Origin of the sequence: Pedobacter chitinilyticus (assembly GCF_003313385.1) — a bacterium.
Classification (GTDB): Bacteria; Bacteroidota; Bacteroidia; order Sphingobacteriales; family Sphingobacteriaceae; genus Pedobacter; species Pedobacter chitinilyticus.
The window spans coordinates 1,353,336-1,366,650 of record NZ_QMHN01000001.1 but is presented as its reverse complement, the minus strand read 5'-3'; the positions used below and the strand labels follow the sequence as shown (position 1 = coordinate 1,366,650).

General features: G+C 40.8%; 10 protein-coding genes. All 10 read left to right on the top strand.

What is annotated here, in order from left to right; translation table 11 throughout:
* Positions 1-35 precede the first annotated feature (35 nt).
* The 10 genes from DUT70_RS05660 to DUT70_RS05615 all read left to right on the top strand — a co-directional run bounded on the left by DUT70_RS05660 (position 36) and on the right by DUT70_RS05615 (position 13,312).
* Positions 36-557, top strand: a complete 522-nt coding sequence (locus DUT70_RS05660; RefSeq protein ID WP_113646281.1) for a GNAT family N-acetyltransferase — start codon at positions 36-38, stop codon at positions 555-557.
* 6 nt (positions 558-563) lie between these two features.
* On the top strand, positions 564-1,439 hold the full coding sequence (locus DUT70_RS05655; protein ID WP_113646280.1) for a DMT family transporter: 876 nt from the start codon (positions 564-566) through the stop codon (positions 1,437-1,439).
* A 792-nt stretch (positions 1,440-2,231) separates the two neighbouring features.
* Positions 2,232-2,837: an RNA polymerase sigma-70 factor gene (locus DUT70_RS05650; protein WP_113646279.1), complete on the top strand. Its 606-nt coding sequence runs from the start codon at positions 2,232-2,234 to the stop codon at positions 2,835-2,837.
* Positions 2,838-2,932: 95 nt separating this feature from the next.
* Positions 2,933-3,886, top strand: coding sequence for a FecR family protein (locus DUT70_RS05645; protein WP_113646278.1), 954 nt, complete (start codon positions 2,933-2,935; stop codon positions 3,884-3,886).
* Positions 3,887-4,005: 119 nt separating this feature from the next.
* Positions 4,006-7,428, top strand: coding sequence for a SusC/RagA family TonB-linked outer membrane protein (locus tag DUT70_RS05640; protein WP_113646277.1), 3,423 nt, complete (start codon positions 4,006-4,008; stop codon positions 7,426-7,428).
* Positions 7,429-7,437: 9 nt separating this feature from the next.
* Positions 7,438-8,901 (top strand): SusD/RagB family nutrient-binding outer membrane lipoprotein, encoded by a 1,464-nt coding sequence (locus DUT70_RS05635; protein ID WP_113646276.1) that lies wholly within the window; start codon positions 7,438-7,440, stop codon positions 8,899-8,901.
* Positions 8,886-9,791, top strand: coding sequence for an endonuclease/exonuclease/phosphatase family protein (locus tag DUT70_RS05630; protein WP_113646275.1), 906 nt, complete (start codon positions 8,886-8,888; stop codon positions 9,789-9,791). Before DUT70_RS05635 ends, DUT70_RS05630 begins: the two co-directional genes overlap by 16 nt.
* 1 nt (position 9,792) lies before the next feature.
* On the top strand, positions 9,793-10,716 hold the full coding sequence (locus DUT70_RS05625) for an endonuclease/exonuclease/phosphatase family protein (protein ID WP_113646274.1): 924 nt from the start codon (positions 9,793-9,795) through the stop codon (positions 10,714-10,716).
* 2 nt (positions 10,717-10,718) lie between these two features.
* The gene (locus DUT70_RS05620; protein ID WP_113646273.1) at positions 10,719-11,810 is read left to right on the top strand and encodes an SGNH/GDSL hydrolase family protein; all 1,092 of its coding nucleotides are present in this window, start codon (positions 10,719-10,721) and stop codon (positions 11,808-11,810) included.
* 11 nt (positions 11,811-11,821) lie between these two features.
* Complete coding sequence (locus DUT70_RS05615) at positions 11,822-13,312, top strand: T9SS type A sorting domain-containing protein (RefSeq protein ID WP_113646272.1); 1,491 nt, start codon at positions 11,822-11,824, stop codon at positions 13,310-13,312.
* The last annotated feature ends 3 nt before the right edge of the window (positions 13,313-13,315 follow it).

Here is a 13,315-nt window from a genome sequence, read left to right as displayed (position 1 = left end):
TTTTATTGCATTTGTTGGTTGGGTAGATTTGCGCTATGGAAAATATAACAATAAGGCCATTAAACATCGATGAGGTGGACGCGCTTCAACATATCAGTAGGATAACTTTTTTAGAGACTTTTGCCGACATCAATACGGAAGAAAACATGCAAAAATATTTGGAGGAAAGCTTTTCCGTGGCACAATTAAGCAAGGAACTAAGCAACCCATTATCACCCTTTTATTTTGCAGAGCTCAACAATGAAGTGATTGGTTACCTCAAACTCAATATTGGTGAAGCACAAAAAGAGAATGCCCATGAAAATGCGCTTGAAATAGAGAGAATTTATGTGTTGCAAGACTATCACGGTAAAAAAGTGGGACAGTTGCTTTACAACAAAGCCATTGAAGTTGCGCAACAATTAGAAGTAGCGCATGTTTGGTTGGGCGTGTGGGAGAAGAATTTCAGAGCCATGAGCTTTTACAAAAAGAATGGCTTTGTCGCTTTTGATGAGCACGTTTTTATGTTGGGCGATGACCGCCAAATCGATATTATGATGAAGAAAGTTTTAGAGTGACAATAAATGGAAAAGAAGAACTTATTACTGCTACTGTTAATTTTAGGAACTGCCTTTTGGGGCATTTCATTTTCGGTGACTAAACTAGCCATGGGAAGTGAGTCAACCACGACCTTTCTGTTCTATCGGTTTTTAATGGCAACCTTGGTGCTATCCATCATTTTTTGGAAACATTTGGTGAAGACAGATTTAGTTGCCATTAAAACAGGTGCAATGCTGGCTATCCCTTTGTTTTTGGGAATCCAACTACAAACACTAGGCATTCAAAATACCAATGCTTCACAATGTGCTTTTATTGCTGGCACCAGTGTTGTAATTGTGCCATTGTTTAAGTTAATGCTTTATCGAAAAGCTGCCCCTTTTAAAATATGGATTGCAGCCGTTGTTGCCCTTATTGGGTTGTTTGTCATTTCTATAAATGGCCAATTGAGTATCGGTACGGGCGATTTGTACACCATTGCAGGTGCATTTTGCTTTGCTGCATACCTCATTTTGGTGGAGCAACAAGCCTCCAAAAAGAATCTGATCCCTACCATTATTCCTATGTTTGCTACTTGTGCATTGTTAACCTTTGGTTTGGCGTTAAATGATGACCAAGCCAATTGGTTTCCAGAAAGCAATACTTTTTGGATAGGCATTGTTTTCTGCGGATTGTTCTCTACCGCTTACATGTATTCTATTTCCAATATCGCACAGCGATATATCAGTGCAGAGCGTGTAGCGGTCATTTATCTTTTTGAACCTGTATTTGGTGCCATTGCAGCATTCTTTATTTTGGATGAGTACCTTACTTGGCGTTTGCTTTTGGGTGGGGCACTTATTTTTGTAGCCACACTAATTTCTGAAGTGAATTTTAAGAAGAAGTCTTTGCAAACTTTGTAGGTTTTACACTCAACCGTCATTTCGACCGCAGCGCAGCGAGCGGAGAAATCTTTGGACTTATAAAATTGACTTTGTTAAAATATCTCTCCGCTACGATCGAAATGACGGAAGAGGTGATAAACCTCGCAGGTTTCCAAAACCTACGAGGTTTTTAAGAATACAGAACAACCAACGTTGCTAAAACCTCCCCCTGCCCCCTCCAAGAGGGGGATATAGCGCATGGCTTTGGCATTCCCGTCATTTCGATGAGGAGGCACGACGAAGAGAAATCTAGCAATTTATAATTGATATCATCGAATATACAAATCGTTAGATTTCTCCCTATCGTCGAAATGACGGCAGGTGGGTTGTTCCCGTCATTTCGACCGCAGCGCAGCGAGCGGAGAAATCTTTGGACTTATAAAATTGGTTTGTTAAAAGATCTCTCCGCTACGGTCGAGATGACGTAGAGGCAATAGACCTCGCAGGTTTTCAAAACCTGAGAGGTTTTTAAGAATACAGAAGAACCAACGTTGCTAAAACCTCCCCCTGCCCCCTCCAAGAGGGGGATATAGCGCATGGCTTTGGAATTCCCGTCATTTCGACCGCAGCGCAGCGAGTGGAGGAATCTTTGGACTTGTAAAAAATGGTTTGTTAAAAGATCTCTCCGCTACGGTCGAGATGACGTAGAGGCAATAAACCTCGCAGGTTTCCAAAACCTGCGAGGTTTTTGGTCGTTCTCTTATCAGTATTTTTAATAATGTTTAGTAAACTTTAATTTAACCTTACTAAATTAGTTTAGCCAAATATAAAATGCCTGATAAGAATACACCACTTCCGGACGAGGAACACCTGTTCCGTTTGCTGTGCAATGGCGATCGAAATGCCTTCGATCAAATTTATCATACCTATTGGCAAAAGCTGTTTTTATATGTAGTGAAGGTAATTAGGGACAAAGATGCCGCGGAAGACATTGTGCAGGAAATATTCGTGTCGCTATGGCAAAGAAGGATGGAGATTGCCAATCAAAGTACACTTTCAGGCTATCTTTTCACGGCAGCTCGTTTTAAAGGCATCAATTTTATTCAAGACCAGCTTAAAAAAGGCAAGCATGTAGAGCATCTTATCGACCACTTTACTTCTAGGCAAGATACGTTAAACGAATCGATAGCGGCCAAGGAGCTCAATACCCTTATCGATCATGAACTGGAAAAGCTTCCTTCAAAAATGAGAGAAGTATTTGTGCTGAGCAGAAAAGAAAACCTTAGCCATAAAGAGATTTCAGAAAAACTGCAGATTTCGGACAAAACCGTAAAGAAGCAAATCAATAACGCCCTCAAGCATTTCAGAATTGTACTTAACCATGATGTGGTGCTAAGCGCAGGGCTATTGTTCCACTGGTTGTTACTTCAGAAGTAATTTCTTTTAATTTTATTCTGTTGAAACATAGTTTGTTGCAAAAATATTTTGAAATATCTACTACCAAAGCCTAATTTTCGGGATATTGTTTCAGGATGGATATAAACGGCATCAAAGCACTTTTAGAGCGTTATCGCAATAACCAATGTACTGCTGAGGAAAAAAAGGCCTTAGAGGAATGGTTTGATGCCCAATCGGAAGCAGGTCAATGGGAGTGGAGCGACTTGGAACAGCAATCTACTGATGCACGGATCAAAAGCAATATCGATCAACAATTGTTTGGAAAGAAGAGAACCCTTTGGCCACTACTAAGGGTTGCCGCGATACTGGTTTTGCTATTGGGCAGTTTGTTCTTTTTTAGAAATGATCTCCACGATTGGGCAGATCCAGTAGTAATGATCGAGAAAAAAGTGGAAGATGGCAAACAGTTGCAACTTACTTTGCCAGATGGTTCTAAAGTTTGGTTAAACGCAGGAAGTAAGTTCAGTTATCCCGATCGATTCTCTAGAGGCAAGCGTCAAGTATTTCTTTCGGAAGGTGAGGGTTACTTTGATATCAGCCACGATCCATCTAACCCTTTCATCGTGACCTCAAAAGGAGTGAATACAAAAGTGTTGGGCACAGCATTTAACATTAAGGCCTACCATTATTTAAGCAATATCCAAGTAGCGGTAACCCGTGGGAAGGTTCAGGTATCAGATGCGGTAAATGTTAAAGCAATGATTTTGCTGCCTAATCAGCAATTGAGTATAGATACTAAAAACGGAGCGATGGATAAACGTGAGGTAGATGCCTCAACCACCATTGTTTGGCAACGCGGAGATTTTAGCTTTAATAATGATCGTTTGTTAGATGTTTGTGCGGTACTTACCAAAAAATATCACCTCAACTTTCATTTCAAGCAAGCTGATATCCAAGATTATCGCATTACGGCAGGCTTCGTCTCCAAAGATCAAATTCAAGATATCTTAACCGTATTGGCCAGTGCCAATAACCTTTCTTATCAGCAAAAAGGACAGTCAGTAACTTTCGAAAAGCTAGTGAAGTAATTCTGGTAAAAGAATATCGTTTTGATAATTAGCTTTTTATAAATTTTTCTCATTTTCTTCTACTACCAAGCCATGGTTTTTAAGATATATCTATAATCAAACGACAAGAAGATATATCAATGAAACATCTCTATTATTTTTTAGTGCTTTTAATGATAGGCGGTCAGTTGGTTGTTGCAACAAATACCCATGCGCAATCACCAACAGAAGTGAAAATTACGCTACGTCTGCAAAAGCAAAGCTTAAAAGCGACGCTTTCCAACATCCAAAAAAGCTCAGGTATCCAAGTGGTATTCAACGAGCAGCTGGTAAAAGATTACGATAACATTTCTATTAATGTAAGCAATACGCCCGTTTCGCAGGTGTTAACTCAGGTATTAAAAGATACTCAGCTTAAATACATCTATCAGGCCAACAAAATAGTCATCATCGGAAAGGAAACGAGTGCAACTGCCCAGGAACTCTATATTACTGGAAAGGTGGTAGACGAAACAGGTGAAGCACTGCCTGGTGCAAATGTGAAGCTATTGGAACTCAACAGAAATGCGATTAGCAATAGCGAAGGGGCTTTTAGGATTGCGGCGCAAGCTGGCAGCTACACCCTCGAAGTCAGTTATATCTCTTACCAAACCAAACGTATTCAAAACGTAAAAGCTGGGGGTGATGCTTTAACCATTGAGCTATCAGGACAGGAGCAAGCGCTAAACAATGTAGTGATTACCGCCTTGGGGATCAAAAGAGAGGAAAAAAGCCTTGGTTATGCGGTGACTAAAATAGATGGGGAAGAAATTTCTAAAACTGTACCTAACAATTGGGTAAATGCCTTATCAGGTAAAGTGCCAGGCTTAAACATTACCAAAGCAGGAGCAGGTCCAGGTGGTACGGTAAGGATCACTTTAAGGGGGCAAAACTCCTTAGATCTGGATAAAGGCGAACCGCTAGTGGTGATTGATGGCGTACCTGTAGTGAGTGGCATGGTAGGGAACAACGGTTTAAGTTATGGCGCTACTGGAAACACTGAAACACCTGTGGATTACGGCAATGCCTTAAGTGATATTAATCCAGAGGATATAAAAGACGTGACCATTTTGAGAGGCCCTTCTGCGGCTGCATTGTACGGATCTCGGGCTGCTTCGGGCGCCATACTCATTACCACTAAAAGCAATACTGATAAAAATGATAAGCTTGGTGTAGCATTTAACAGTAGCGTTACTTTTGATGAAGTATTGCGTTACCCTGATTTTCAGTATGAGTACGGTGCAGGTAATGCCATTAATACCTATTTCTCTTACGGTGCCAGTCCTGATGGACCTAGTACCAACTCTACACGTTCATTTGGTCCTGCCTTTGCTGGACAATCTTACTACCAATATGATCCTGTAACCAAAACCACGGGAACCACCAGAACCCCTTGGGTGGCCGACAAGAACTACGTAAAAGATGCCTTTGTTACGGGCGTAACTTATAACAATAGCCTTTCGCTTACTGGTGGCGATAGTAAAAACTCCATTAGGTTGGCGTATAATGATATGCGTAACGAATATATTTTGCCAAACACAGGTTATGTATTCAACAGATTGTCTTTTTCGAGTAACAGCAAGCTCAATAATTTGCAAATCACTACCAGGGTAAACTATTACCATAAGCAAAGCGATAATTTGCCTTTGTCTGGTTACAATACCAACTCTTTTATGTATGGCTTGATGTATCGTTCGGCAAATATTCCTGCCGCTTGGTACAAAGATTACTGGGATATTAAAGATGTTGATCAAAACAACAAGCTGAACTCTGCGGTAGATAATCCTTATTTCATTTTGTACGAAAACCTAAATACGCTAGATCAGGATCGTATTTTTGGAAACATTACCGCTACTTACACTTTCAATAAGAAAATGAGTTTAATGTTGAGAGGCGGGATCGATCAAAATTCCTCTTTCAGAACCACTCGTCGTCCTTACAGTAGCATCCGCTTTGCGGTGGGACGTTACCAAGAGCAATCGGTAATTGTACAAGAGCAGAATTACGACTTTTTGTATAAGTACGACGAAACCCTGTTTAAAAACATCGGTCTTTCTTTCTCCGCAGGTGGAAGCATTACTAAAAACAAACTAAAGAATAACATAACCACCGCCGAAAGACTGAGCGCCCCTGGAATTTACACCTTGGGAAATGCACAAGATAGGCCATTGGTGGTATTATCGCCAGCTAACAAAGAAGTACAAAGCTTGTATGGTTTGGCGCAGTTCAATTACAAAACTTATTTGTTCCTAGATGTCACTGGAAGAAATGACTGGTCGAGTACTTTGCCAAAAGCCAACAACTCCTATTTCTATTATTCGGTTTCTGGAAGTGCCATTATTAACGAGATGTTCAACCTATCGGCCCTCAAGCCCTTGTCGTATTTAAAGCTTAAAGGCTCTATTTCGCAGGTAGGAAATGATACCGATCCATATAGGACAGGATATTATTTAAACCCGTCAGAATTTGGGGGAAGCTACACTAATCCAACTACGTTACCAGGCGGCAATAACCTAAAGCCAGAAATTATAACCAACAGAGAAGTAGGTGTAGATGTGAGGTTTTTTGGAAGCAGGTTAGGTTTTGACTTCACTTATTATAATTCTAACAGTTCCAATCAAATTTTAACGGTACCCAATGATCCAGCAACTGGTTTTACAGGAAGAATTTTTAACGCAGGCTTGATTAACAACAGCGGTTACGAATTGGCGGTAACGGCCAGTCCGTTGAGCAAAAGGAGCAAGCTGCAATGGAAAACCACTTTAACTTATTCTTCTAATAGAAGCTTGGTAAAAGAGCTGGCACCTAACGTTAGCGAAATTATCATGGCTACTGGCCCTAGAGGTTATATTAAAGCCGTAGTAGGCGGTGCTATTGGAGATATTTACGCTTCGGGCTACTTACGCGCACCAGATGGACAAATTGTTCATGACAATAATGGATTGCCATTAATTGATGCGGAGAACTTTAAGATTTTAGGTTCGGCAGTGCCAGATTTCAAAGCAGGCATCCAAAACCAATTGAGCTACGGTCGATTCAGCCTTTCGTTCTTATTCGACGGTCAAAAAGGTGGCGACATCTATTCCTTTTCACACTCAGTGTTGGCAGGAGCGGGTAAGTTAAAATCTACCTTACCAGGAAGATACGGAGGGATTATTGGCCAAGGTGTGGTGCAAAATGCAGATGGCAGCTACAGAAAGAACGACATTGTAGCTACGCCTGCCGATTACTACAACCAAATGTATTTAAGGGACAATGCCGAAGCCAATATTTTCGATGCTTCTTATATCAAGCTTCGCGAAGTATCCTTGGAATATAAATTCACCGCAAAGTTACTTCAGCACATTGGTGCAAAATCAGCATCCATAAGTGTGTATGGTAGAGACCTGCTACTCTTTACCAGCTTCCCGCTTTATGATCCAGAGATCGCCACATTAAACAGAAATCGTATTGAACCAGGCTTCGAAACAGGACAATTCCCTTCTACCAGAAGCATTGGAGCCACCATTAAAGCCTCATTTTAAGTATTCGACATGAAAAGTTTATCCAAACAAATCCAATTATTCTCGATCATCAGTACGGTATTCGTACTTGCTTCCTGCACTAAGGATTTCGAAACACTTAATACCGATCCTGTAAAGGTAACTTCAGTAGCACCAGGTAGCTTATTGGCCCCTGCACAATTTGATGGCATGTGGTTGATCACTAAGCGTGCCCATCGCCTGAACAACGAATTAATGCAATACACCGTTGAAACAGGAGTGCTGAATGATTTTGCCCGTTATGAATTTAGGGAGAACGAATTTGACCCTATTTGGTCTACGCTTTACGTAAAGGCCAACGATATGAACGAAATGTACAAGATTGCCGAGCAACGTAACGACGCCAACAACATGGCAGCAGCTTTAGTGATGAAAGCTTGGTTCATCTCTAATTTAACAGATATGTTCGGCGACATTCCTTATACAGAAGCTTTTAAAGGCAGGGATGAGTTGTACTATCCGAAGTTCGATACCCAGCAATCCATTTACACCAGCATATTGGCCGATTTAAAAAGAGCAAATGATTTGTTTAATGAGAACAAACCGTTTGATAGTTCAGATTTGATTTATGGAAGCGATGCCGTGAAATGGAAAAAGTTTGCGAATTCTATGCGATTACGTTTATTGGTAAGGGTTTCCAACAAAAGTGAAATGAACGCTCCAGCGGAGATTGCAGAAATGTTCACCAATCCCACCAAGTATCCTTTGATTGCCAGCAATGATGATGAAGCCATGATGAAATACACAGGGGTGAAACCATTCATCAACCTGTTTTTTGAAATGTCGGCGGCAGAATTTAGTGGCAGTAGACGTATGGGCAAACCTTTAATGGACTTGATGAATACCACCGTTGATGGGAGAAGATTTAGGTATGCCACCAAGAACACACCAGGTGCTTATGTAGGCATTCCAAGTGGTTACAATGAGCAAGAAACCATTGCTTTTGCCGATAACAATGGGCTTAAAACTTCCACTTTGGCCACTACCTTAAAAGATGATGCCTATCCATTTCCGATTTTAACTTGGGCAGAGGTTAACTTTTTGTTGGCAGAGGCCGCTTTAAAAGGATGGATTACCGCAGATGCCCAATCTTACTACAACAAAGGGGTAGAGGCATCATGGAAACAATGGAAATGTACTTGGGATGGCACCGCAGGCACTACTTATTTGAACAGACCTACGGTAAGATTTACTGGTAGTACCGCTAACATGGAGCGTTTAATCAGCCAAAAATATATTGCCATGTTCTTTTCAGGATTTGAGGCTTGGTATGATTACCGACGTACTGGCTATCCGGTGTTACCCGTTGGTCCAGCGGCCAAAAATAATGGCATACTGCCTACAAGGTTCGAATACCCATTGATTACCAAAGCAACCAATAAAGCAAACTACGATGCTGCCGCTGCCAGAATTGGCGGCGATAATTTAAGGACCAAGGTATGGTGGCAAAATTAAGAACAAGTATGGTGATACTGCCTGTGTTTAAAGCGGTTGTTTTGGTGTTGTTATTTTGTGGTGTTTTACTTGCCTGTAAAAAGAGCAGCCCTAAAGTTGATGCCATAAACGGAACGCTTAAGGTATTGTCCTATAACATCTATGAAGGTTTTAGGAATGATCCAATCATCATTTCGAACTTTAAAAAGTGGATAGACACCATGAAGCCCGAAGTCATTGCCTTTCAGGAAATGAAGGGGTTTACCAAAGCAAGCTTACAAGCTTTTGCGGTGGAGATGGGCTTTAACTACACCTTAATGCATCATGAATCGGGCTTGCCCGTAGCCTTGGTGTCTAAGCATCCCATTACCAATGTGAAATCGGGACCTTCTGCCATTCATTTGATCCAAGCAAAGGTACTCGACTACCATTTTTTCGTGATCCATCTTAATCCCGATACATACGAAAAGCGGAAAGAGGAAATCGCAACCATCTTGGCTAAAGCTAAAGAAATTCCTAGCAGCGAAAAGATTTTGATGATGGGAGATTTGAACAACATGTCGCCGCAAGATGCTTCCTTTTATGATACCAATACCACAAAAATGGATTTGGTAAGGGCTTCTGAAATAAACAACCCAGGAACCAAAATATTGAATAACGGCAAAATCGATTACAGTACAATCCAAAGTATGATGGATGCAGGTTTTTACGACAGTTGGAAGCTATTTCGTTCCAACTACGATAAAAGTGCCCCTACAAAGCTCCGTACGCATGGCAATTTTACTAGAATAGACTATATCTGGCTCAATAAAAGTTTGCTCGATAATTATAAAGATGCCTATCTGGTGAAAGATGCCTTTACCTATTACGCTTCTGACCACTATCCCATGGTATTGCTATTAAAAAAATGATATGAAAAAACAGTTACAATCCTTTGTCGCATTGGCTTTGTTCCTTATTGCGTTTAACACCCGTGCACAAAACGTAGAAAACCTAGCTTCTTACGAAAAAACCAAATTGCTTTTCGCTGAACAGCAAGACTCTAAAGTGTTCAAGGCGCTTTCGTATAACGTTTTAGAAGGCTTTAGAAAAGACAGTACGCTGATGAGGAGCTTTCAGGAATGGGTGGCTAAACGTAACCCAGATGTGGTGGCATTTCAAGAGTTTAACGGTATTTCTAAAGCTCAATTGGTCGAAATGGCCAAAGTAGCGGGTTATTCCTATACCGTGTTGCAAAAAAGAGCAGGCTTTCCATTGGCCATCATGTCTAAACACCGCATTACCGATGTGGTAAAAGTCATTGACGGTATGCACCACGGCATGCTTTATGCAAAAATAGCAGGCTATCATTTTATCGTGACGCATTTACACCCAAAAACGTACGAGGAAAGAATTTTAGAGGTAGATACTTTGTTGAAATACATTAACCGTGTACCCAAAGGAGAGCCTTTATTGCTGATGGGAGATTTCAATAACATGTCGCCTTTGGATAAGGCTGATTATAATAATGAAGCTAAAATGAAATTGGTGGTCAACAGCGAAAAGAATAACCCAGAGGCTAGGATCACCAAAAATGGTGAAATAGAATATACCGCTATTCAAAAGCTGTTAGACGCTGGAATGATTGATACTTGGCGAAAGTTTAACACCGTATATGATAAAAGTGCGCCAACCAAGTTGAAGAAGCACCAAAACTACACCAGGATTGATTACATCTTTATGAACCAAGCTTTGGCGCCCTACGCGATAGATGCGACAATTGTGAAAGACCAATTGACCGATACCCTTTCAGATCACTATCCTATGTTGCTTGTCCTTAAAAAAACTGCTCAATAATCATGAAATACTTATTGCTTTTAGGATTTTGCTTGGTGATGCTGTCAGCCAAGGCACAAAAAACAGATCAATTAAATTTTACCAGTGCCAACCAGTTTACCTTGGTGGGTAAAAGTGAAGAAACCCCCAATCGTTACGACCGTATTGATACCAATAAATATAAAGGTTTACCTGCTCGTGTTGCTCAATTGTTAACCAACTCCGCAGGTTTAGCCATTTCATTTAAAACCAACAGTTCGGTAATTGCAGCCAAATGGTGTGTATCCAAAAGCAAAGCGCTTGCCTATATGTTTCCAACGGCACATAAAGGAGTTGATCTTTATATCAAAAACGGCGATCAATGGCAATTTGCAGGGATAGGAAAGGTGAGTGGGGTTTGTAATGAAGAGATCCTGATCAGCAGAATGGGCAATACTGAAAAGGAATGCTTGCTGTATCTTCCATTATATGATAAGGTTGAGCACGTAGAGATTGGCGTAGAGAAAAAAGCAACGTTAAGTTCGGGTAGCGATCCTTTCGCTCGTAGGGTACTTATTTATGGCTCCAGCATTGTACAGGGCACAGGAGCTAGTAGACCTGGCATGGCTTATCCCGCAAGACTGTCTAGAAGCACAGGTATCAATTTTATTAATCTTGGCTTAAGCGGAAGCGCTAAAATGGAACCAGAAGTAGTAGATATGGTGGCCGCCATCAATGCCGATGCTTACGTGTTGGATTGTGTGCCCAATACCAATCCAGCGCTCATTACCGAGCGCACCGCTTATTTGGTGAATACGGTAAGGAAAAAACATCCAACCGCCCCAATCATTGTAATACAAAGCCCTGTGCGAGAAACAGGCTATTGGGACAAAGTTTTAGGCACACAGGTCAAACAGCAAAACATTAATATCCAACAAGAAGTAATAAAGCTGCTAGATAAGGGAATTAAAGACCTGTATTTTATCACTTCGGAAAATATGCTGGGCAACGACCACGAGGGAACTACTGATGGTACGCATCCCAACGACTTGGGTTATGACCGCATGCTCCGTCACATCCAACCTCAAATCATCGATATTTTAAATAAATACAATATAAAAGCAGCAAAAAACTAATTCAATCAGTCATGAAAAGACAATTACTATTGATTTCGGCTTTGGCCTTGTTTGGCTTTAATGTACAGGCGCAAAAATACTGGAAGTATGATTTTGGTACCGCTACAGGTAATTTATCCCCAAGTTCTGCTGCGGGTATTGCCTCTTCAAATGATGGGAGCCATGTACATGGTACTTTGGCTGCACCGCAAGATCAACAGATTGCCAGAATATGGACAGGAAATAGCAATGTGTCGGGATTTACCTTGGTAAATACGGGAACTATTGGTTCGGGAAGTAGGTTGTTGTTTAAAACACCTCCAACTACATCTACCAGTAAATTCTCTATTCTCAACATTGCAGGAACCAGTGTAATGAGTATTGGTTTTAAAATGAAGTTTCAGTCAGGGACCAATGCTGATTATCGCTTTGTGGTAGGCCGAGATGCGAGTACTTTTAATTGGACTACGGCAAGTGGTGGTACCCAGTTTTCTAACAATATCAATTTTAATGAAGTTAACCCCCAGCCAGCTATCTTAATGATGCATTGGAATTTGTCTGGAGGAACTTACCAACTCTCAGTAAGAGAGAAATTAACTGCGGGCACGCCAGCAGTAAGTGGTTTTAAAACATTAGATCCTACTTTAAATCCAAACATTTCGTTTGTAAATGGGGGAGAATACTACGTGCAAATTTATGCCAATAACAATGCTACTCCAGCCACTTATGATAAAACAGATGCTGCTACCGAAATCACTACCACCTACAGCATTGCTGCACAAGCTAGCCATATTTGGGTAAATGGGGTACGTTTGATTTATGATACCAATAATTACGATTTTTTTGACGTAGGCAATAACTTAGCGGCTGGAGTGGCGCTTAATGCCTTTGTATTTTTAGGATACAATGCCACCAATAATGATGCACAGGTTTATTTGGATAATTTTACTTATGCCAATTATTTAACAGATCTAGTTCCCTTGCCTATCAAATTAACTTCGTTTAACGCGGTGTCAAGTGGTCATAAGGTAAAGATAAACTGGGCTACTGCTACAGAAACCAATAATTCTCATTTTGAAATTCTGCGTTCCGAAAACGGAAGTGATTTTAATGTCATTGCTACGGTGAAAGGCAGTGGAAATACCAACACGGAGCAGCTTTACAGTTATACTGATCAAAATCCTTTGCCTGGAAACAGCTACTACCAATTAAGGCAAGTAGATTTTGATGGCAATTCGTCACTTTCAAAGGTAGTAGTGGTTAAAACTTTATGGGAAAAGACAGCCTTGAGCGTGATTGCCAAGCCTAATCAACAAGCTGTTGAGTTTGCTTTTATGGCAGAAAATAATGGTGTGGCGACGATTAAAGTATCAGACCTTAGTGGTAAAAAAGTATTAGAGCAAAATATCAAGGTAGTTAAAGGTCAGCAGGTTACTCAACTTCCTTTCAACTTGCCAAAGGGATTGTATATTGGAAGTTTACAACAATCGGGTGTGTTAAGTAGCCAGAAGTTTATATTTTAGCTT